Here is a 20587-nt window from a genome sequence, read left to right on the forward strand (position 1 = left end):
CCCCCCCCCCCCCCCCCCCCCCCCCCCCCCCCCCCCCCCCCCCCCCCCCCCCCCCCCCCCCCCCCCCCCCCCCCCCTACCACCCCCCCCCCCCCCCCCCCCCCCCCCCCCCCCCCCCCCCCCGTGCCGAGTGCCGCGGATCAGTCCGAGGCGGCCTGCACGCGCTCGCGATCGGCGTCGTCGACGTCGCGGAGGTCGAGGCCGCGGGTCTCGCGCGCCGCCCACACCGCCACGAGCGTGATGGCGCAGGCGACCGCCACGTACACCGCGACCGGCACGCTCGAGCCGTACTGCGACAGCAGCCCGGTGGCGATGATGGGTGCGAGCGAGCCGGCGAAGATCGACGTCACCTGGTAGCCGAGCGACACGCCGGAGTAGCGCATGCGCGTCGGGAACATCTCGGCCATGATCGCCGGCTGCGCCGCGTACATCAGCGCGTGGAACACGAGCCCCAGCGCGATCGCCAGCCAGATCACGAACGGGTTCGCCGTGCTCATGAGCGGGAAGGCGAAGAACGCCCACGACGCGCCGAGGATCGCACCGGCCGCGTAGACGGGCTTGCGGCCGTAGCGGTCCGACAGCCGTCCCGCGAGCGGGATCACGACGAAGTGCACGACGTGCGCACCGACGAGGATGAGCAGCGTGTTCGCCGTCGTCGCCTGCACGACCTGGGTCAGGTAGACGATCGAGAACGTGACCACCACGTAGTAGAGGATGTTCTCCGCGACGCGCAGGCCCATCGCGGTCAGGACGCCGCGCGGGTAGCGCTTGACGACCTCGAAGACGCCGTAGCTCGCGGCCTTCGCCGCCTCGCGCTCGGCCTGCATCTCGAGGAAGATCGGGGCGTCGGTGACCTTGGTGCGGATGTACCACCCGATCAGCACGATCACGGCCGACAGCCAGAACGCCACGCGCCAGCCCCAGCCGAGGAACGCGTCCTCGGTGAGGGTCGACGAGAGCACGAAGAGGACCAGGGTCGCGAGGAGGTTGCCGACCGGCACGGCGGCCTGCGGCCAGCTGGCCCAGAACGCGCGGGTCTTCGAGGGGCTGTGCTCGGCCACGAGCAGCACGGCGCCGCCCCACTCGCCGCCCAGGGCGAAGCCCTGGAGGAATCGCAGGAGGACGAGCAGCGCGGGAGCGATCAGGCCCACCTGCGCATAGGTCGGCAGGCAGCCGATGAGGAACGTCGCCACGCCGATGAGGACGATGCTGAGCTGGAGCATCGACTTCCGGCCGTACTTGTCGCCGAAGTGGCCGAAGATGATGCCGCCGAGCGGGCGGGCGATGAAGCCGACGGCGTAGGTGAGCAGTGCGGCGATGATGCCGGCGTACGGGTCGTCCGAGGGCGGGAAGAACGCGGTGCCGAAGACGAGCGTCGCCGCGGTGGCGTAGAGGAAGAAGTCGTACCACTCCACGACGGTTCCCGCCATCGAGGCGGTCACGACGCGGCGGAGGCTCGAGGCGCTCGGGTTCGCGCTCGCCTCCCGAACGGGTGCCTGGGTCATTCGATGCTCCTTTGCATGGACCACGGGGGATCTCGGACGCGTCCGCGTCACCGCCCCGAGTCTGGCCTGCATCCGTGCACAGTCCAATGGCGAGATCCGCATCGTCGATGTGCGAAACTGCACACCATGTCAGTGACGACGCCGCGACGCGCCCCGAGCGCCGACGACCTCATCGTGCTGCTCGCCGTCGCGCGTGAGGGCCGGTACACGGGCGCCGCGACCCGGCTCGGCCTCAACCACACGACGGTGGCCCGTCGGATCGAGTCGCTCGAGCAGGCGCTCGGCGGCCGCGTGCTCGCGCGCGGCGCGGCCGGCTGGGTGCTCACCCCGCTCGGCGAGCACGCCCTGGCCGCCGCCGAGGAGGTGGAGCGCGCCATGCGCCGGCTGTCCCCCGACGCGCCCGCGCTCGGCGGCGTGGTCCGGCTCTCGGCGACCGACGGCTTCAGCGGGTTCATCGCGGCGCCGGCGATGGCCGCCCTCCGGGCGAGGCATCCGGACGTCTCGCTCGAGATCGTCGCCGCGACCCGCCGTGCCGCGCAGCAGCGCGTCGGAGTGGACCTCGAGGTCGTCGTCGGGCGACCCCACGTGCAGCGCGCCGAGGCGATCCACCTCGGCGACTACGTGCTCGGCCTCTACGCCGGCCGTGGCTTCCTCGACCGCGCGGGCGTGCCGCAGTCGCTCGACGATCTGGCCGGCGGTCCGCTCGTGTACTTCATCGAGTCGATGCTGCAGGTCGACGCGCTGGATGCCGCGCGTCGGTCGACGCGCGGCATGGTCGACGCGGTGTCGAGCACGAACGTGTACGTGCACGTCGACGCCACGCGTGCGGGCGCGGGGTACGGACTGCTGCCGGCCTTCCTCGCCGACCCGCACGAGGACCTCGTGCGCCTGTTCCCCGACCGCATCGAGGAGCGGCTGCCGTACTGGCTCGTCTGCCGACCCGAGGCGCTGCGCCAGCCCACGGCCGTGGCGTTCATCGCGGCACTCCGATCGCGCATGGCGGAGGCCGCCGACGCCCTCCTGGGGCGCACGGCGGCCTCCTCCGATGCGATCGCCTGAGCGGGTCAGCCGGCCGCGGTCGCGCCGCGGCCCTCGGGCTCCTCGTCGTCGTCGTCCTCCGCGTCGCGCGGGGTCACGTACGGGTCGGGGTCGCCGGCGTACTCAGCCGACGCGGCGAGCGTCGAGGTCTCCGCGTCGCGCTGTCGCGCCTCGCGGAGCAGTTCCTCGATGTGCTCGGCGTTCTCGGGGATCGCGTCGGCGATGAACTCGAGCGTGGGGGTGAGCCGCGACGTGATGTTGCGACCCACCTCGGTGCGGAGCATCCCCGTGGCCGCCTTGAGGGCGAGCGCGGAGTCGCGCCGCTCCTCGTCGGTGCCGTACACGGTGTAGAAGATGCTCGCGTGCTGCAGGTCGCCCGTCACCCGCACATCGGTGATGGTCACGAAGCCGAGTCGCGGGTCGCGCAGGCCCTTGTCGAGCCGCTTCGCCACGATCTCCTTGATGCGGTCCGCCAGCTTCCTGGCGCGCTGCGGATCGGCCATGATTCCCTGCCTTTCGTCGGGTGGAAGGGGGCGGGGCCCCGCTCATCGCGTCGACGAGCGGAGCCCCGTGCCGTGGGTCAGACCCGCGGCTTCTCGCGCATCTCGATGGTCTCGATCTCGTCGCCGACCTGGATGTCGTTGTACTTGCCGAGGCCGATGCCCGCCTCGAAGTCCGTGCGGACCTCGGTGACGTCGTCCTTGAACCGGCGCAGCGACTCGATGGCCAGGTTGTCGCCGACCACGACGCCGTCGCGGATGACGCGGGCCTTGGCGTTCCGCGTGATCGTTCCCGACCGCACGATGACACCGGCGATGTTGCCGAACTTCGAGGAGCGGAACACCTCGCGGATCTCGGCGACACCCGACTGCACCTCTTCGAACTCGGGCTTGAGCATGCCCTTGAGCGAGTTCTCGATGTCGTCGATCGCGTTGTAGATGACGTTGTAGAAGCGCACGTCGACGCCCTCGCGGGCGGCGCGCTCGCGCGCCTTCACGTCGGGACGGACGTTGAACCCGATGACGATCGCGTTGTCGATCGTCGCCAGGTCGATGTCGCTCTCGGTGACGGCACCCACACCGCGGTGGAGGATGCGCAGCTGCACCGAGTCGTCGACCTCGATCTTCATGAGCGATTCCTCGAGCGCCTCGACGGCACCCGACACGTCGCCCTTGATGATGAGGTTGAGCGCCTCGACCTTGCCCTCCTCCAGCGCACGCGTGAAGTCCTCGAGCGAGATGCGCTTGCGGGCCTTCGCCAGCTGCGCGTTGCGCTCGGCGGCCTCGCGCTTCTCGGCGATCTGGCGGGCCGTGCGGTCCTCCTCGGTCACGAGGAAGGTGTCGCCGGCACGCGGGACGCTCGAGAGGCCCTGCACCTGGACGGGGCGGGACGGGGTCGCGGCGGTCACGGGGTCGCCGTTCTCGTCGGCCATGGCGCGCACGCGGCCGTAGGCCGTGCCCGCCACGATCGCGTCGCCCACGCGCAGCGTGCCCGACTGGATGAGCACGGTCGCCACGGCGCCGCGTCCCTTGTCGAGCTTCGCCTCGATGGCCACGCCGCGCGCGTCCTTGTCGGGGTTCGCGCGCAGGTCGAGTCCGGCGTCGGCGGTCAGGAGCACCGCGTCGAGCAGCTCCTGGATGCCGATGTTCTCGCGCGCCGACACGTCGACGAACATGACGTCGCCGCCGTACTCCTCGGCCACGAGGCCGAACTCGGTGAGCTGCTGGCGCACCTTGGCCGGGTTCGCATCGGGCTTGTCGATCTTGTTGACGGCGACCACGACCGGCACGTTGGCCGACTGGGCGTGGTTCAGCGCCTCGATCGTCTGCGGCATGATGCCGTCGTCGGCCGCGACCACGAGGATCGCGATGTCGGTCACCTGCGCACCACGGGCGCGCATGGCGGTGAACGCCTCGTGGCCCGGGGTGTCGATGAAGGTGATCGCGCGGTCGACGCCCTCGTGCTCGGTGTGCACCTGGTACGCACCGATGTGCTGCGTGATGCCGCCGGCCTCGCCGGCGACCACGTTCGCGCTGCGGATGGCGTCGAGGAGGCGCGTCTTTCCGTGGTCGACGTGACCCATGACGGTGACGACCGGCGGGCGGGCCCGCAGGTCCTCGTCGGTCTCGTCCTCGAGCTCCTGGTCGAGGTCGATGTCGAAGCCCTCGAGCAGCTCGCGGTCCTCGTCCTCCGGGGAGACGACCTGGATCTTGTAGCCGAGCTCGGCGCCGAGCACCTCGAAGGTGGCCTCGTCGAGCGACTCCGTCGCGGTCGCCATCTCACCGAGGTGGAAGAGCACCGTGACGAGCGAACCGGGGTTCGCGTCGATCTTGTCGGCGAAGTCGGAGATCGATGCGCCGCGACGCAGGCGGATGACGGTGTTGCCGTCGCCGCGCGGGACGCTCACGCCGCCGAGCGACGGCGCCTCCCGCATCTCGAATTCCTGCCGCTTCGTGCGCTTCGACTTGCGGGCCTTGCTCTTGCCGCCACCACGGCCGAACGCGCCGGCCGTGCCGCCGCCGGGGCCGCGACCACGGCCGCCGCCGCCCGCAGGACGCGGACCGCCGAAGCCGCCGCCGGGCGCGCCGCCGGGACGGAAGCCGCCGCCGGCACCGCCGGGACGGGCACCGCCGCCGGCACCGCCGGGACGCTGGAATCCGCCACCGCCGCCGCCGGGGCGACCGGGACCGCCGGGACGCGGGGCGCCGGGGCGCGGAGCACCCGGACGCGGCGGCTGGGGCCGCGGGATGTTGCCCGGGCTCGGCCGCTGGCCCATGCCCTGCGAGCTCGAGAACGGGTTGTTGCCGGGACGGGGCTGACCCTGTCGCTGGCCCATGCCCTGCGAGCTCGAGAACGGGTTGTTGCCCGGTCGCGGCGCACCGGGGCGCGGGGCGGGACGCGGGATGTTCTGGCCGGGCTTGGGCCCGGCCGGGCGCGCGACGTCGCCGGACTTGGCGGCGCCGGACGCGGCGGCCGGAGCCTCGGGCTCCGCGGCGGGCTTCTCGGCGGCCGCGGCCTGCTCGGCGGCGGCCTTCTCGGCAGCCGCCTTCTCGGCGGCGGCCTGGCGCTCGGCGACCGACATGGGGACCTCGGCCGGCGGCGCGGCCGCGGGCTCGGGCGCTGCCGGAGGCTTCGGGCCGGGCTTCGGGCCCGGCTTCGCCGAGGACGCCTTGGGCGCCTCGGCGGTCTTGCTCGCCCCGCCGGCCGCCTCGAGGGCGGCCCGCAGACGGCGGGCGACGGGGGGTTCGATCGAGGACGACGGGCCCTTGACGTATTCGCCCATCTCCTTCAGCTTCTCGAGCGCGACCTTGCTGTCGACGCCGAGCTCGCTGGCGATCTCGTGTACGCGTGGTTTGGCAGCCACTTCTCTCCTGTTCCGGGTCCGCCCCGAAACAGGGGGGACCATCAATGGCGGACGGGTCTCATTTCGAGCCGCTCATGAGTTGTCCATTAGCCGTTCAGCCTGTTCTCCAGATGGGATGTGTCCAGCTCGCCGCTCACGCGAAGCGCGCGCCCGAAGGCACGGCGTCGCTCGGCGAGTCGGAAGCACTCGAGCGTCGGATGCAGCCATGCGCCACGCCCGGGGAGCACCGCCGACGGATCGGCGAGGACTCGGGATTGCTGGGCGACGACCCTCAGAAGCGAGGACCGCGGAGCGCGCGAACGGCATCCGATGCACGTTCTGACGGGATCCATCCTACACCTCCGGCCTGTACGTCTCCGGACAGGCCCGCGAGTCCGGTCCGAGCGTCACGCCTGGTCGAGGATCGAGTCCGGCTGGATGTCGATCTTCGCGCCCGTGAGCTTGGCGGCCAGGCGGGCGTTCTGCCCCTCCTTGCCGATGGCGAGCGACAGCTGGTAGTCGGGCACGAGGGCCCGGACGGCGCGCGTGCCCTCGTCGATGACGAATGCGCTCGTGACCTTGGCGGGCGAGAGCGCACTGGCCACGAACGTCGCCAGGTCCTCGTTCCAGTCGACGATGTCGATCTTCTCGTTGCCGAGCTCGGCGGTCACGGCCCGCACGCGCTGGCCGAGCTCGCCGATGCAGGCGCCCTTGGCGTTCACCCCGGGCTGGTTGGCGCGGACCGCGATCTTGGTGCGGTGACCGGCCTCGCGAGCGAGCGAGACGATCTCGACGACGCCCGAGGCGATCTCGGGGACCTCGAGCGCGAAGAGCTTGCGCACGAGCGCGGGATGCGTGCGGGACACCGTGATCGAGGGCCCCTTGGCGCCCTTGGCGACGCTCGTGACGTAGACGCGGACGCGTTGGCCGTGCGGGTACTCCTCGCCCGGCACCTGCTCCTCCGGGGGGAGGATGGCCTCGACCGCGCCGAGGTCGATGTGCACCATCCGCGGGTTCGGGCCCTGCTGGATGACGCCGGCGACGATGTCGCCCTCGCGACCGCGGAACTCGCCGAGCACGGCGTCGTCGGCGAGGTCGCGCAGGCGCTGGTTGATGACCTGCTTGGCGGCGAACGCCGCGATGCGGCCGAAGTCGCTCGGCGAGTCCTCCGCCTCGCCGATGACGTTGCCCTCGTCGTCGAGCTCGGGGACGTAGATCGAGACGTGTCCGGTCTTGCGGTCGAGGTGCGCGCGCGCGCCGCGGGGGTTCGCGTGCCCGTGCTGGGCGGGGTTGGTGTGCTTGAGGTAGGCCATCAGGATCGCCTGCTCGATGATCTGCACCAGTTCGTCGAACGGGATCTCCTTCTCGCGCTCCATCATGCGGAGCACGCTGAGGTCGATGTCCATTCCGGCCTCCTCTATTCAGCTCTCAGGTCCGCTCCCCACCCGGGCGGAACACTCAAGGTTAGCGGATGGCGGAGCGCACCGTCATCCGCGCGTCGGAAATTTCGCGTGAAGGGGTATTGACACCGAATCCCATTTCCGCGTTAATGGAAGTTGTCATGAAAACTACCCGCCGCTACACCATGCGGGCACGTGCCGAGCAGGCCGACCGTACCCGCGCCCGCATCCTCGACGCCGCGGTCGAGCTCGCGGGCGAACGGCCGCTCGCGGCGTGCACGCTTCCCGCGGTCGCGGACCTGGCCGGGGTCTCCGTCCAGACGGTTCTCCGGATCTTCGGGTCGCGCGAGGGACTGTTCGAGGCGGCGCGTGTGCACAACGAGGCCGCGGTCCTGGCCGAACGGCTCGCCGACCCCGACGACGTCGACGCGTCGCTCGCCTCGCTCGCCGACCACTACGAACTGCGCGGCGACGCCGCCCTGCTCCTCCTCGGCCAGGAGTCGTGGGAGCCCTTCGCCGCCCGCATCACCGCCAACGGCAAGCGCCTCCACCGCGAATGGGTCGAGACGGTCTTCGCCCGCGCGCTCGAACCGCTCTCCGGAAGCCGCCGCATCGAAGGACTCGACCTCCTGGTCGCCGCGACGGATGTCACGACGTGGAAGCTCTGGCGTCGCGACCGCGCCCTCGGCCGCGACGCGACGCTCGTGCGGATGCGCGCGCTCACGGCATCCGTCTGCGCCCGACTCGACCCGGACACCCAGCACTGACCCCGCACGAAAGGGGAACGCCATGTCCACCATCACCGTCGTCACCGTGGACGCCGGGGGCAACGTGCCTCCCGCGCTCCGCATAGCCGGCGAGCTCGCTCGACGCGGGCATCGCGTCGACGTGCTCGGACACGCCCGGCAAGCCGATGCGATCACCTCCGCCGGTCTCGGTTTCCGCCCGCTCGCATCGCTCGAGTACTGGGATCCCTCCGTGCGGCGGTCGGCCCCCGCGGCGATCGAACGCATCGTGCGGCTCGCCGCCGACCCCGGCATCGAGCGGGAGGTCGCCGAAGCGGTCGCCGCTGCCGCATCCGATTTGGCACTCGTCGACTGCCTCATGCCCTCCTCGCTGCGTGGCGCGCGTGCGGGGGGTGCGCGGACCGCCGCGTTGTTCCACACCTTCCTCGCGTTCTGGATGCGCGGATTCGAGCGCGGACCCGTCGGGATCGTCGCCCGCCTCCGCGGCGCCGACCCGGTTCGCACGTGGGCCCGAGCCGACGCGCGGCTGGTCGCCTGCGACGCCGTGCTCGATCCGGCCTCGTCGCTCACCTCGCGTCTTCCCGCTGCGAGCGAATGGATCGGGGCGGTCGAGACGGGTGTGCCGTCCGCCCGGGACGCCGAGAGGAGCCCGCTCGTGCTCGTGAGCCTCAGCACCACCTGGTTCCCCGGTCAGGCCGAGACCTACCAGCGCATCATCGACGCGCTCGGCGCACTGCCGGTGCGCGGCCTGGTGACGCTCGGCGGGCTCCATCCCGAACGAGAACTGCGGGTTCCCGCGAACGTCGAACTCCGGGATGCGGTCCCCCACGCCGAGGTGCTTCCGCGCGCCGCCGCCGTCATCGGGCACGGCGGCCACTCCACGACGATGCGCGCGCTCGCGCACGGCGTGCCCGTGCTGGTCATGCCCATGCATCCGCTGCTCGACCAGCCGATGGTCGGCGCCGCGGTCGCACACGCCGGCGCAGGCATCGTCCTTCCGCGGACCGCGCCGTCGGCGCGCATCGCCGCGGCCGTGACGTCGCTCCTGGCCGACGAGGGCATCCGATCGGAAGCGTCCGCCCTGGGCGAGCGGCTGCGGTCGACGGATGCCGCCTCCTCCGCGGCCGACGCCATCGAACGGCTTCTGGGTGAGCGGGGGGATCGCGCCGCCCGAGTGACGCACGACGGAGGGTGACGGATGCCGCTGCGGCATCCGTCACCCGCCCGTGTTCGCGCCGGCCGCGTCTATGCCCGGAAGACCTGCACGACCGAGGGCCGCGGCGCGGCCGCCGTGCCCGAGCCGTGCGCCGGCACGTAGTCCGGGAAGAACGACGTGTGCGCGCCGACCGACCCGTTCTCGCCCGGGTGCTGCACCGCGGCGAACACGAGTCCCTCGCGATCGTGGATGACCGGCCCGCACGTCTCGGCCTCGCGCGGCACCGACAGGAACTGCTGCACGTTCCCGCGCTCCGGCCCCTCGAGCGGCACCCGGAACAGTCCGTCGTTGTAGCCGATCGTGCTCGGTGCGCCATCCGTGGAGATCCAGAGGTTGCCCTCGGAGTCGAACGCGACGTTGTCGGGGCACGAGATCGGCGAGACCAGCTCCTTCGGGAAGCCCGCGAAGTAGGTGTACGCCGTCGTCGTCGGGTCGCCGCACAGGAGCAGGATGCTCCAGCCGAACGTCTCCCCCGCCTGCCCCGCGGTCTCCGTGAGCTCGACGACGTGGCCGTAGCGATTGCCCGTGACGGGATTCGCCTCGTCCAGCGGGACGGTCCGGCCGCGATTGCCGTTGTTCGTCAGCGCGAGGTACACCTTGCCGGTCAGCGGGCTCGGCTCGACGTCCTCGGGGCGGTCCATCTTCGTGGCGCCGACGAGGTCGGCGGCCAGGCGCGTGTGAACCAGCACCTGCTCGGTCGACATGCCGGGCACGACGCTCGCGCCGTCCCGGGTCAGCGCGACCCACTCGCCGGTGCCGTCGAACGCGCCGTCGCTCGGCAGGGCGCCGGTGCCGGCGATCTCCGCGGCGGGCGAGTTGCCCGAGAACCTCGCGACGAACAGGTCTCCCTCGCTCAGCAGCTGCATGTTCTTCCGGCGTGCGCCGGTCGAGGCGGCGGCCGTGTACCGGCCCTTCGAGACGAACTTGTACAGGTAGTCGTTTCGCTCGTCGTCGCCCATGTACGCCACCACCCGTCCGTCCTCGGCGATCGTGACGTTCGCGCCCTCATGCTTGAAGCGGCCCATCGCCGTGTGCTTCCTCGGCGTCGAGGTCGGGTCGCTCGGGTCGATCTCGACGATGTACCCGAACCGGTTCGGCTCGTTCGCGTAGGCCGGGTCGTGCGCGTCGAAGCGCGGGTCGTACTGCTCCCAGCCGGTGTCGGTCGTCGTGGTCGAGGTCGCGCTGTACCGCTTCTGCTCGGCGGTGTCGGCCGCCCACGCGAAGTAGCCGTTGAAGTTCTCCTCGCCCGACAGCACCGTGCCCCACGGCGTGGTGCCGCCGGCGCAGTTGCCGAGCGTGCCCTTGACCCATCGCCCCTCGGGGTCCTCGGCCGTCTTCACCAGGTCGGTGCCGGCCGCGGGGCCCGTGAGCTCGAACACGGTGTCGACGGTGACACGGCGGTTGCGGCGGCCGTCGACGACGTACCGCCACGGCTGCCCGACCGCCCGCCGCTCGAGCTCGACGACGGACATGCCCATCGCGGCCTTGTAGACCTCGCCGCGCCGGCGGAGTTCGCCGGCGTCGCTCGTCGGGGCGAACATCAGGTTCGGGTTGACGTACTCGTGGTTCGTGACGAGCACGCCCGACCTGCCGCTCGGGTCGGCGATGATGTCGAGGTAGTCGTTGTTGTAGCCGAACTGCCCCGCTTGCGCCTCGGCGGCCTGACGGTCGAAGTCGAACGCCGGGATCGACGAGAACAGCGGGTCCCCCCAGCGGATGATCGGCTGCCACCGGTAGCCGGACGGCACCGTGAACTCGTCCACGAGCCGTCCCACCGGGTCGATCGGGTCGAACGCGAGGCCCGCGGTTCCCGGCCTCGCGGCGAACGCGGGAGCGGCGCCACCGCCGCCGGCCGCGCCGCCGAGGACGAGCCCGATCGCGCCCGCGACGCCGAGGCCGAGGATCGATCGACGCGAGATCGCCTGCGAGGCGATTTCGCGGAAGTGCTCGTTGGAGGAGGTGTTGCACTCGGGGCCGAGGCACGCGTCGGCGCACTTCAGGCGGCACGTGACGGGCGATCGCTTCCCCCGGGCGTGGTCGGCGACGGAGAGTCGGAGTTCGGTCGGGGCCATGGGCAGCTCCTCGTTCGGGCGCACGGGTCGGGCGCGGATCGGTCGCAGGGACGCGCCGAGCCTCACCGCGGCGGATGACGCGCGCCCGACGCCCGGGCGTCGGGCGGGTGAACCGGCGCTGACCGGTGGGCGAAGCCGCGCGCCCTAGCACTCGGGGAGACGCGCACGCAACCGGCCGCACGGCTCTGCCGCTCGGCCCCGCGGATCACTACGCTGTGCGCATGACATCGACGACCGGCAAGTCGGCCGCAAGCGCGGCGCAGAACTCCCGCATCCTCGAGATCCTGGCCCGTATCGGCTACGTGGTCCTCGGGATCGTCCACATCGTGATCGGCGCCATCGCGATCTCCGTGGCCCAGGGCGGGGGCGGCGAGGCCGACCAGGGCGGCGCCATGCAGCAGGTGGCGAGCTGGCCGTTCGGACTCGTGCTCCTGTGGGTCATCGGCCTCGGCCTGTTCGCCCTGGCCCTGTGGCAGATCGCCGAGGCGTTCCTCGTGCAGGAGTCCGACACGAAGCGGAAGTGGGGATACAGGGTCAAGTACCTCGGCACGGCGGTCGCATACATCGCCATCGGCGTCACCGCGCTCGTCTACGCCGTGGGCGGCAGCTCGAACTCCGACCAGTCGTCCGAGACGTTCAGCGGACAGCTCCTCGCCACACCGGGGGGCGTGTTCCTGCTGGTGCTCATCGGACTCATCGTCCTGGGTGTGGGCGTCGCCTTCGTGTACCGGGGTGCGAAGCGCAAGTTCGAGAAGCACCTGATGCTTCCCGGCAGCGGCACGACGCGCAAGGGCATCATCGCCTTCGGCACCGCGGGCTACATCGCGAAGGGCATCGCCGTGGGCATCGTGGGCGTGCTCTTCGTGGTGGCTGCGGTCACGGCGGATCCGGAGGCCGCCGGCGGCCTGGATGCCGCGCTGAAGAGCCTCGCGGCACTGCCCTTCGGAGTCTTCATCCTCTGGCTCGTGGGTCTCGGCCTGGTGCTGTACGGCGTCTTCTGCTTCGCGCGCGCACGCTACGCCAAGATGTGAGCGGAGGCGAACGCCCCCGGCGCCCGTGAGGGTGCCGGGGGCGTTCGCGTGCTGGTCGCGGGTTCGACCGCCTCAGCGGCCGAGCGCCTCGCGGACCCCGTCGACCGGCACGCTCACGCGCTCGCCGGAGGCCCGGTCCCACACCTCGACGACGCCGTCGGCGACGCCGCGGCCGGCGATGACGATCTTCGGCACGCCGATGAGCTCGGCGTCGGCGAACTTCACCCCGGGCGAGAGCTTGGGGCGGTCGTCGAAGAGCACCTCGAGCCCGGATGCCTCGAGGTCGGCGACGATGCGCTCGGCCGCCTCGAACGCGGCCGCATCCTTGCCCGTCGCGAGCACGTGCACGTCGAACGGCGCCACCGCGGGCGGCCAGATGAGGCCCTTGTCGTCGTTGTGCAGCTCGGCGATGATCGCGAGGATCCGGGTGACGCCGATGCCGTAGGACCCCATGGTGACCGTGGCGAGCTTGCCGTTCTCGTCGAGCACCTTGAGGCCCAGGGCGTCGGCGTACTTGCGCCCGAGCTGGAACACGTGCCCGATCTCCATGCCCCGGGCGAGCTCCACGGGGCCGGAGCCGTCGGGCGCCGGGTCGCCGGCGCGCACGTTCGCCGCCTCGACCGTGTCGTCGGCGACGAAGTCACGCCCCGCGACGAGGCCGAACACGTGCTTCTCGTCGAGGTTCGCTCCCGTGATCCACTCGGTTCCGGCGACCACGCGCGGGTCGACGAGGTAGCGGATGCCGGTGACGGACTCGGCGCCGAGCACGGGGCCGTCGGGCGACCAGGGCCCGATGTAGCCCTTGACGAGGCCGGCGTTGCGCGCGAAGTCCTCCTCGGTCGCCGCCTCGACCTCGGCCGGCGCGAAGGCGACCTCGACGCGCTTGGCGTCGACCTCGCGGTCGCCGGGGATGCCGACGACGACGAGTTCGCGCGTTCCGTCCGGGTGGGTGAGCGCGAGCACGACGTTCTTCAGCGTGTCGGCCGCCGTCCACGCGCGGCCGTCGGGGCGCGGGTAGCGTTCGTTCGCGAGGTCGACGAGGGTCTGGATCGTCGGCGTGTTCGGCGAGTCGAGGATCGCCGCGGGCGGCAGCTCGTCGAACGCGATGGGGTCGGGCGCGACGGTCGTGAACGCCTCGACGTTGGCGGCATAGCCGCCCGCGGAGCGGACGAAGGTGTCCTCGCCGACGGGCGTCGGGTGCAGGAACTCCTCGCTCTTGGAGCCGCCCATCGCGCCGGCGTCGGCCTGCACGATCACGTAGTCGAGCCCGAGCCGCTGGAAGATCCGCTCGTAGGCGTCGCGTTGCGCCTGGTAGGACGCGTCGAGCCCGGCGTCGCTGACGTCGAACGAGTACGCGTCCTTCATCGTGAACTCGCGCCCGCGCAGCAGGCCCGCGCGGGGTCGCGCCTCGTCGCGGTACTTGTCCTGGATCTGGTAGATCGTGAGCGGGAGCTCCTTGTACGACGAGTAGAGGTCCTTCACGAGCAGCGTGAAGACCTCTTCATGCGTGGGGGCGAGCAGGTAGTCGGCGTCCTTGCGGTCCTTCAACCGGAACAGCGCGTCGCCGTACTCGGTCCAGCGACCGGTCTGCTCGTACGGCTCGCGCGGCAGCAGCGCGGGGAAGTGCACCTCGTGCGCTCCCGCGGACTCCATCTCGTCGCGGATGACGCGCTCGATCTTCGCCTTGACGCGCAGGCCGAGCGGCAGCCACGCGAAGACGCCGGGCGCCTGGCGCCGGATGTAGCCGGCGCGCACGAGCAGCCTGTGGCTCGCGACCTCGGCGTCGGCGGGGTCTTCGCGGAGCGTGCGGAGGAAGAAGTTCGTCAGGCGTGTGGGCACCCGACGATTCTAGTGACGACGGATGGCGCGTCCCGCGCGGCCTACGGCGTGAGGACCGTCGGCGAGCCGACCGGAGCGTCGACGCCCATCTCGTCGGCGATGCGGTTCGCCTCGGCGATGAGCGTGGCGACGATCTCGGACTCGGGCACGGTCTTGATGACCTCGCCCTTGACGAAGATCTGGCCCTTGCCGTTGCCCGATGCCACGCCGAGGTCGGCTTCGCGGGCCTCGCCCGGGCCGTTCACGACGCAGCCCATCACGGCGACGCGCAGCGGCACGCTCATGCCCTCGAGCCCGTCGGTCACGTCGTTGGCGAGCTTGTAGACGTCGACCTGCGCGCGGCCGCACGACGGGCACGAGACGATCTCGAGCTTGCGCTCGCGAAGGTTCAGCGACTGAAGGATCTGCAGGCCGACCTTCACCTCCTCGACGGGCGGGGCGGAGAGCGAGACGCGGATGGTGTCGCCGATGCCCTCGCCGAGGAGGATGCCGAACGCGGTCGCGGACTTGATGGTGCCCTGGAACGCCGGACCGGCCTCGGTCACGCCGAGGTGCAGGGGCCAGTCGCCCCGCTCCGCCAGCATCCGGTACGCCTTCACCATGACGATCGGGTCGTTGTGCTTGACCGAGATCTTGAAGTCGTGGAAGTCGTGCTCCTCGAACAGGCTCGCCTCCCACACGGCCGACTCGACGAGCGCCTCGGCGGTGGCCTTGCCGTACTTCTGGAGCAGGCGCGGGTCGAGTGATCCGGCGTTCACGCCGATGCGGATCGAGACATCCGCCGCCTTGGCACGCCGGGCGATCTCGGCCACCTGGTCGTCGAACTTGCGGATGTTGCCGGGGTTCACGCGCACGGCTGCGCAGCCGGCGTCGATCGCGGCGTAGACGTAGTTCGGCTGGAAGTGGATGTCGGCGATGACCGGGATCTGGCTCTTCTTGGCGATGATCGGCAGCGCCTCGGCGTCGTCGCGGCTCGGCACGGCAACGCGCACGATGTCGCAGCCCGACGCGGTGAGCTCGGCGATCTGCTGGAGGGTCGCGTTGATGTTCGGCGTGGGCGTGGTGGTCATCGACTGCACGCTCACGGGGGCGTCGCCGCCGACGAGCACCTTGCCCACCTTGATCTGCCGAGACGTGCGCCGGGGCGCGAGGACTTCGGGGACCTTGGGCATTCCGATGTTCACTGCAGGCACGCTGCCAGTCTAGGGCGGCCCCGCTGGGCGGCACCTCCATCGAACGGATGCTTCGCGCCCGGCGCGACGCGCCGCTCAGCGCTGCTCGTCGCCCCGCTTCGCGCCGCCCTCGTCCTTGGCCGCACTCGCCTCGCGGATCCGGCGTCCGAGCTCGATGTCCTCCTTCTCCTTCTTCTCGGCCTTGTCCATCTTGCGGGTGTCGCGCGGCGGCAGCTGCAGCCGCTCCTCGGCGGGCATGCCGGCCTCGAGCTCGCGACCGCGCTCGAGCTCGGCGTCGAACTCGGCGCCGAACAGCAGCGCATTGTTCGCGATCCAGAGCCACAGCAGGAACACGATCGCCCCGGCGAGGGAGCCGTACGTCCGGTCGTAGTTCGAGAAGTTGGCGACGTAGAGCGCGAACCCCGCCGAGGCGATCACGAGGACGAGGATCGCGAGGAGGGCGCCCAGGCTGATCCACCGGAACTTCGGCTGCTTGGCGTTGGGCGTCGCGTGGTACAGCAGCGCGATGATGACGATCACGATGACGGCGAGCAGCGGCCACTTCGCGATCTCCCAGATCACCCGGACCGACTCGCCGAGCCCGAGCGCCGAGCCGATGGCGTCGGTCACGGGCCCCGAGACGACGAGGATGACGGCGACGACCGCCACGAGCACGACCGCCGCGACGGTCACGCCGAGCTGCACCGGGCGCAGCTTCCAGAACGGCCGGCCCTCCTCGATCTCGTAGATGCGGTTCATGGCTCGTCCGAAGGCGCCGACGTACCCGGATGCCGACCAGAGCGCGATGAGGAGGCCGGTCACGAAACCGAGGCCTGCGGCCGGGGAGTCGGCGAACCGCTGCAACGGCTCGCTCAGCACCTGCAGCACCTCGGGCGGGGCCACGCCCTCGAGCACGCCGAGCAACTGGTCGATCGCGCTCCCGCCCTGCCCCACGAGGGCGAGGAGCGACGTCAGCGCGAGCAGCCCCGGGAAGATCGCGAGCACGCCGTAGTAGGTGAGCGCCGCGGCGCTGTCCTGGCACTCGTCGTCGACGAACTCGCGAAGCGTCTTGCGGAAGACGTACTTCCAGGACCGCTTCGAGAGCTCGGCGGGCGTGTCGGGCTTGCGATCGTCCTCAGGGTCGGGAGCGATGCGGTCGTCGTGGACGGCTCGTGCGTCGGTCATCGCCCCATCCTGCGCGCCGTCCGGCGACGCGGCGAGGGACTGGCGCGGTCGGCCCGGGCGGCTTATCCTGCGCCCGGGCCGACGCTGGTGGACCGGCTCAGACGCAGCCCTCGGCGACATCCGCGGGCGCGCGGACCAGCGTCACGGTCTCGTCCGTGGCCGGCAGCGCCTCGCGCATGCCGGTCGCGCCGGAGAACGAAAGGCTCACCCCCACCGTGTTCGTCGCGCCGCTGGCGCGGGTCACGCCGGTGATCTCGACCGCCCAGCCGCTGCAGGTCCAGAGCTCCTGGTCGATCGCGACGTCGAGCTGATCGACTCGGTCACCGACCCGGCCGGCGGTGGACGTGACGTCCACGCCGCCGACTCGGGGCGCCCGCACGAGCGCGATGAGCCGGGGCCAGAGGAGGTTGTCGAGGTCGTCCGCGGCGCGCCGCTCCTCGTCGTAGTGGGTTTCCATGAGCTCGAAGCCCTCCCAGCTGTGCTTCACGCCGCCCGGGAAGTGCAGGTCGCCCTCGACGGGCTCCGAGACGGGTTCGGCAGCGAACACCGCCGTGAGTGTCGCGACCGCTTCGGCAGCATCGCCCATGTAGTCCACTTCGGCGACGACCGCACCTCCGGCATCGCGCAGCTCGAGCCCGTCGGGGCGCACCTCGATCGCGACGACCGCCTCGAGCGGGTCGACCGGCTCCTCGGTCGGCGTCGCCATCACGTGGGCGGGCTGCGTCGGCGAAGCCGTCGGCGCTGCCGGCTCGGCGGCGCATGCCGCGAGCGGGAGGACGAGCGCGGCGAGGAACGCGGCGCGGAGACGGGCGTGTCGGGTTCGGGTCATGAGGGCTCCTCTGCGATTCACTCGCACACGTCAGTGTAGATGGGCGAGCGGATGGACGTGACCGACGGCGTGCCTCCCATGTCGACGCCGAGCGTGCCGACGACTTCGGCCATGAGCGAGTCGCAGGCGGTGGCCTCGAGACCGTCGGGGACCGGATCGTCATGCGAACCCTCGCAGCATGGCGCCGTGAACTCCTCGATCTCGGCGTCGCTGCCGAACACCGTGGCGAGGGACTCCGCGATCGCGGAGGCGTCGTCGTCGTACGCCAGCTCGGCCACGACCGTTCCAGCGGCGTCGACGAGGTCGAGGTGCTCCGGGCGGAGGACCACGGTGGTGACCGACTCGAGCGGATCCGCGGTCGCCGTCGGCGTGGGAGCCGTGGTCGCGGGGGCACCCGACGGCTCTGCCGCCGGTGCGGCCTCGAGAGCGCAGCCGGAGAGCGCGAACGCGAGTCCGGCGGCGAGGATCAGGGCGGGCAGCGCGGCGCGGCGCGGCGCGAGCGGCGGGTCAACTGAACTCCTGTTCGGAAGGGCGGTGGGGAACCGTCGTGACCAGCATGGCAGCGGGGGTGCGCCGGCCGGCGCACCCCCGCATCACGAAGCGGTATCGCTCCTCCGGCTCAGGCCGCGGCGTCCTCGTCGCCGCCGAGCTGCGCGACGAGCTCGTCGAGGAACCGGTCGGGCTGCTCGAGGTGCGGCGAGTGCCCGCACTCCTCGAGCACGACCTCGCGGTACGCGCCGCCGCGCTCGGCGTACCGGTCGAGCACCATCCGGGTCTGCGCGATCATCGGCTGCGGCGGCGCGACGTCGGCGCCCGGCCAGCCGGGGATCACGCCGAGCGCGCCGAGCTGGTTCAGGTCGAACAGCGACGCGTCCGAGACGATCGCGTCCTGGGCACCGCGGATCCACAGGATCGGCGGCTTCGACGGCAGGTCGACGATGCCGCTGACGTCGAAGTTCGTCGGCGCCATGGTGTTGAGCACGCCACGCCCGCCCGGCGCGAAGCCCGGCCAGTGCTCCGTCGGGCGCGAGTCGCCCGGGTAGTTGTGCTCGCCCGTCGCGGTCGTGAGCATCGACTCGACCCAGACGTCGTCGTGCTCCGACGTGAACCCGGGAGCCACGTACGTTCCGAGGTACACCGAACGCGGCGACGCCGGCGCCTCCGCCGTGCGGTCGCCCGCCTGCAGCCGCGCGACGAAGTCGGGGTTGGCTCCCCCGCCTCCCGAGCCCGCCGCATCCGGGTTCAGCAGCTTCCCCGAAGCATCCGTCGCCCCGAAGCCGAAGGGCGACACGGGGTTCACGAGCGTGACGGATGCCACGGGCAGCTCGTGCTCGAGCAGGGCCTGGAGCACGACCCCGCCGCCCATGCTCCAGCCCACGAGATGCACGTCGGTGAGGTCGAGCTCGCCGATGACCGACGCGAGGTCCTCGGCGAAGTCGCCGAGCCCGCGCGTCGCGTCCACCGGCAGGGTCTCGCTGCCGCCGAAGCCGCGCAGGTCCACGGCGAGCGCGCGCACGTCCCCGGGGAGTGCGAGCATCGTCGGCTGCCAGAACAGCGACGACGACACGTTGCCGTGCACGAACAGCACGGTGCGCGGCGCGTCGACCGCGGCATCCGCGGGTCGTTCGAGCACCTGGGCGGTGTAGCGCGGCGTCGTCACGCGGTGCGCGGCGATGCCCGGGAGGATGGTGTCGGCCATGACGGGGTCCTTTCGACGGGGTCTCGAGACGCGCTTCGCGCTCCTCGACCAGCGGAGGCGGGCGGCCTCGCGCTACTCGACCAGCGATGCCACCGAGGTGGTGTCGAGCGGCGGCTGGGTCTTCTCCACCACCTCGTCGACCGTGACGCCGGGGGCGACCTCGACGAGCTTCAGGCCGTCGGGCGTGACGTCGATCACGGCGAGGTCGGTGATGATGCGGTCGACGACGCCCTTGCCGGTGAGCGGAAGCGAGCACGAGTCGACGATCTTCGGCGAGCCGTCCTTGGCGACGTGCTCCATGAGCACGATGCGGCGCCGGGCGCCGTGCACGAGGTCCATCGCACCGCCGGGGCCCTTGACCATCTTCCCGGGGATCATCCAGTTGGCGAGGTCGCCGTCCTTCGACACCTGCATCGCGCCGAGGATGGCCGCGTCGACCTTGCCGCCGCGGATCATGCCGAAGCTCGTGGCCGAGTCGAAGTACGCCGCGCCCGGCAGGACCGTGACGGTCTCCTTGCCGGCGTTGATGAGGTCGGGGTCGACCTGGTCCTCGGTCGGGTACGGGCCGACGCCGAGGATGCCGTTCTCGGACTGCAGCACGACCGTGACGCCGTCGGGCACGTAGTTCGGCACGAGCGTCGGCAGGCCGATGCCGAGGTTCACGTACGAGCCGTCGGCGAGCTCCTTCGCCGCGCGCGCGGCCATCTCGAGGCGGGTGAGCGCCATGGTCAGTTCCCCTCTCGCACGGTGCGGCGTTCGATCCGCTTCTCGATCCCGGTGCCGACCTCGACGACGCGGTCGACGAAGATGCCCGGGAGGTGCACGGCGTCCGCGTCGATCCCACCCGGTTCGACGAGCTCCTCGACCTGGGCGATGCACACGCGGCCGGCCATCGCGGCCAGGGGCGAGAAGTTGCGGGCCGACTTGTCGAACACGAGGTTGCCGTGGCGGTCGCCCTTCAGCGCATGCACGAGCGCGAAGTCGGTCGTGATCGCCTCCTCCAGCACGAACTCGTGCTCCTCGCCCCGCATCGTGAACGTCTGCACGGGCTTCGGCTCCGACGCGACCGCGATCGAGCCGTCGGCGGCGTACCTCTGCGGGAGTCCACCCTCGGCGACCTGCGTGCCGACGCCCGTCTGCGTGTAGAACGCGGCGATGCCCGCACCGCCCGCGCGGAGCTTCTCGGCGAGCGTGCCCTGCGGGGTCAGCTCGAGCTCGAGCTCGCCCGAGAGGTACTGGCGCTCGAACTCCTTGTTCTCGCCGACGTACGACGAGGTCATCTTGCGGATCAGCCCGGCACCCAGCAGCACCCCGAGGCCCCAGTCGTCGACGCCGCAGTTGTTCGAGACGACCGACAGGTCGCCGACCTTCCGTTCGAGCAGGGCCTGGATCAGCACCATGGGGATGCCGCAGAGTCCGAACCCGCCCACGGCGAGCGACGCGCCATCCGGGATGTCGGCGACCGCCTCCGCGGCCGATCCGACGGTCTTGTCCAGTGTCATCGTGTGACCTC

At 71.6% G+C, this 20587-nt stretch carries 18 protein-coding genes; 4 read left to right on the forward strand and 14 right to left on the reverse strand.

The features are described 5' to 3' along the window. Positions 1-139 precede the first annotated feature (139 nt). A complete protein-coding gene (locus WBQ80_RS04335; RefSeq protein WP_336570681.1) occupies positions 140-1504 on the reverse strand; it encodes an MFS transporter in 1365 nt (454 codons plus the stop codon). Between the two features lie 126 nt (positions 1505-1630). On the opposite strand from WBQ80_RS04335, the gene WBQ80_RS04340 reads away from it, so the two are divergent. Further along, positions 1631-2563, forward strand: coding sequence for a LysR family transcriptional regulator (locus WBQ80_RS04340; protein WP_336570680.1), 933 nt, complete (start codon positions 1631-1633; stop codon positions 2561-2563). A 5-nt stretch (positions 2564-2568) separates the two neighbouring features. Here the strand turns inward: WBQ80_RS04340 and rbfA are convergent, their stop codons facing one another. The 4 genes from rbfA to nusA all read right to left on the reverse strand — a co-directional run bounded on the left by rbfA (position 2569) and on the right by nusA (position 7291). Further along, positions 2569-3045, reverse strand: a complete 477-nt coding sequence (rbfA, locus tag WBQ80_RS04345) for a 30S ribosome-binding factor RbfA (protein WP_336570678.1) — start codon at positions 3043-3045, stop codon at positions 2569-2571. 77 nt (positions 3046-3122) lie between these two features. After that, positions 3123-5906 (reverse strand): translation initiation factor IF-2, encoded by a 2784-nt coding sequence (gene infB, locus WBQ80_RS04350; RefSeq protein WP_442893182.1) that lies wholly within the window; start codon positions 5904-5906, stop codon positions 3123-3125. 86 nt (positions 5907-5992) lie between these two features. Next, positions 5993-6238 carry a YlxR family protein gene (locus tag WBQ80_RS04355; RefSeq protein WP_336570675.1) on the reverse strand — a complete coding sequence of 82 codons (246 nt, stop codon included), beginning with the start codon at positions 6236-6238 and terminating at the stop codon, positions 5993-5995. 54 nt (positions 6239-6292) lie between these two features. Beyond that, a complete protein-coding gene (gene nusA / locus WBQ80_RS04360) occupies positions 6293-7291 on the reverse strand; it encodes a transcription termination factor NusA (RefSeq protein WP_336570674.1) in 999 nt (332 codons plus the stop codon). A 155-nt stretch (positions 7292-7446) separates the two neighbouring features. On the opposite strand from nusA, the gene WBQ80_RS04365 reads away from it, so the two are divergent. Beyond that, a complete protein-coding gene (locus WBQ80_RS04365) occupies positions 7447-8052 on the forward strand; it encodes a TetR/AcrR family transcriptional regulator (RefSeq protein WP_336570673.1) in 606 nt (201 codons plus the stop codon). A 22-nt stretch (positions 8053-8074) separates the two neighbouring features. Next, complete coding sequence (locus WBQ80_RS04370; RefSeq protein ID WP_336570672.1) at positions 8075-9226, forward strand: glycosyltransferase; 1152 nt, start codon at positions 8075-8077, stop codon at positions 9224-9226. A 50-nt stretch (positions 9227-9276) separates the two neighbouring features. Here the strand turns inward: WBQ80_RS04370 and WBQ80_RS04375 are convergent, their stop codons facing one another. Further along, the gene (locus tag WBQ80_RS04375) at positions 9277-11319 is read right to left on the reverse strand and encodes a PhoX family protein (protein ID WP_336570671.1); all 2043 of its coding nucleotides are present in this window, start codon (positions 11317-11319) and stop codon (positions 9277-9279) included. A 221-nt stretch (positions 11320-11540) separates the two neighbouring features. Here WBQ80_RS04375 and WBQ80_RS04380 point away from each other — a divergent pair, with 221 nt between their 5' ends. Then, positions 11541-12350 carry a DUF1206 domain-containing protein gene (locus tag WBQ80_RS04380; protein WP_336570670.1) on the forward strand — a complete coding sequence of 270 codons (810 nt, stop codon included), beginning with the start codon at positions 11541-11543 and terminating at the stop codon, positions 12348-12350. Positions 12351-12422: 72 nt separating this feature from the next. On the opposite strand, the gene WBQ80_RS04385 is transcribed toward WBQ80_RS04380, so the two are convergent. From WBQ80_RS04385 to WBQ80_RS04420, 8 genes are all read right to left on the reverse strand, one after another. Further along, positions 12423-14189, reverse strand: coding sequence for a proline--tRNA ligase (locus WBQ80_RS04385; RefSeq protein WP_336570668.1), 1767 nt, complete (start codon positions 14187-14189; stop codon positions 12423-12425). A gap of 41 nt (positions 14190-14230) precedes the next feature. Beyond that, the gene (gene ispG, locus WBQ80_RS04390; RefSeq protein ID WP_336570711.1) at positions 14231-15361 is read right to left on the reverse strand and encodes a flavodoxin-dependent (E)-4-hydroxy-3-methylbut-2-enyl-diphosphate synthase; all 1131 of its coding nucleotides are present in this window, start codon (positions 15359-15361) and stop codon (positions 14231-14233) included. A gap of 96 nt (positions 15362-15457) precedes the next feature. Next, positions 15458-16546: a YihY/virulence factor BrkB family protein gene (locus tag WBQ80_RS04395; protein ID WP_336570667.1), complete on the reverse strand. Its 1089-nt coding sequence runs from the start codon at positions 16544-16546 to the stop codon at positions 15458-15460. A gap of 97 nt (positions 16547-16643) precedes the next feature. Then, positions 16644-17375 (reverse strand): hypothetical protein, encoded by a 732-nt coding sequence (locus tag WBQ80_RS04400; protein WP_336570666.1) that lies wholly within the window; start codon positions 17373-17375, stop codon positions 16644-16646. Between the two features lie 17 nt (positions 17376-17392). Further along, positions 17393-17704 carry a hypothetical protein gene (locus WBQ80_RS04405; RefSeq protein ID WP_336570665.1) on the reverse strand — a complete coding sequence of 104 codons (312 nt, stop codon included), beginning with the start codon at positions 17702-17704 and terminating at the stop codon, positions 17393-17395. Positions 17705-17994: 290 nt separating this feature from the next. Further along, positions 17995-19074 carry an alpha/beta fold hydrolase gene (locus tag WBQ80_RS04410; RefSeq protein WP_336570664.1) on the reverse strand — a complete coding sequence of 360 codons (1080 nt, stop codon included), beginning with the start codon at positions 19072-19074 and terminating at the stop codon, positions 17995-17997. Positions 19075-19146: 72 nt separating this feature from the next. Further along, complete coding sequence (locus WBQ80_RS04415; RefSeq protein WP_336570663.1) at positions 19147-19800, reverse strand: CoA transferase subunit B; 654 nt, start codon at positions 19798-19800, stop codon at positions 19147-19149. A 2-nt stretch (positions 19801-19802) separates the two neighbouring features. Then, positions 19803-20576 (reverse strand): CoA transferase subunit A, encoded by a 774-nt coding sequence (locus tag WBQ80_RS04420; RefSeq protein ID WP_336570662.1) that lies wholly within the window; start codon positions 20574-20576, stop codon positions 19803-19805. Between the last annotated feature and the right edge of the window lie 11 nt (positions 20577-20587).

Source organism: Agromyces sp. CCNWLW213 (assembly GCF_037199545.1).
Lineage (GTDB): Bacteria > Actinomycetota > Actinomycetes > Actinomycetales > Microbacteriaceae > Agromyces.

Excerpts from the sequence above, each read along its gene's own strand:
- WBQ80_RS04335 (WP_336570681.1), bottom strand. The coding sequence starts at position 1,504 with ATGACCCAGGCACCCGTTCGGGAGGCGAGCGCGAACCCGAGCGCCTCG.
- WBQ80_RS04340 (WP_336570680.1), top strand. The coding sequence starts at position 1,631 with ATGTCAGTGACGACGCCGCGACGCGCCCCGAGCGCCGACGACCTCATC.
- rbfA (WP_336570678.1), bottom strand. The coding sequence starts at position 3,045 with ATGGCCGATCCGCAGCGCGCCAGGAAGCTGGCGGACCGCATCAAGGAG.
- WBQ80_RS04355 (WP_336570675.1), bottom strand. The coding sequence starts at position 6,238 with ATGGATCCCGTCAGAACGTGCATCGGATGCCGTTCGCGCGCTCCGCGG.
- nusA (WP_336570674.1), bottom strand. The coding sequence starts at position 7,291 with ATGGACATCGACCTCAGCGTGCTCCGCATGATGGAGCGCGAGAAGGAG.
- WBQ80_RS04365 (WP_336570673.1), top strand. The coding sequence starts at position 7,447 with ATGAAAACTACCCGCCGCTACACCATGCGGGCACGTGCCGAGCAGGCC.
- WBQ80_RS04370 (WP_336570672.1), top strand. The coding sequence starts at position 8,075 with ATGTCCACCATCACCGTCGTCACCGTGGACGCCGGGGGCAACGTGCCT.
- WBQ80_RS04375 (WP_336570671.1), bottom strand. The coding sequence starts at position 11,319 with ATGGCCCCGACCGAACTCCGACTCTCCGTCGCCGACCACGCCCGGGGG.
- WBQ80_RS04380 (WP_336570670.1), top strand. The coding sequence starts at position 11,541 with ATGACATCGACGACCGGCAAGTCGGCCGCAAGCGCGGCGCAGAACTCC.
- ispG (WP_336570711.1), bottom strand. The coding sequence starts at position 15,361 with ATGCCCAAGGTCCCCGAAGTCCTCGCGCCCCGGCGCACGTCTCGGCAG.
- WBQ80_RS04395 (WP_336570667.1), bottom strand. The coding sequence starts at position 16,546 with ATGACCGACGCACGAGCCGTCCACGACGACCGCATCGCTCCCGACCCT.
- WBQ80_RS04400 (WP_336570666.1), bottom strand. The coding sequence starts at position 17,375 with ATGACCCGAACCCGACACGCCCGTCTCCGCGCCGCGTTCCTCGCCGCG.
- WBQ80_RS04410 (WP_336570664.1), bottom strand. The coding sequence starts at position 19,074 with ATGGCCGACACCATCCTCCCGGGCATCGCCGCGCACCGCGTGACGACG.
- WBQ80_RS04415 (WP_336570663.1), bottom strand. The coding sequence starts at position 19,800 with ATGGCGCTCACCCGCCTCGAGATGGCCGCGCGCGCGGCGAAGGAGCTC.
- WBQ80_RS04420 (WP_336570662.1), bottom strand. The coding sequence starts at position 20,576 with ATGACACTGGACAAGACCGTCGGATCGGCCGCGGAGGCGGTCGCCGAC.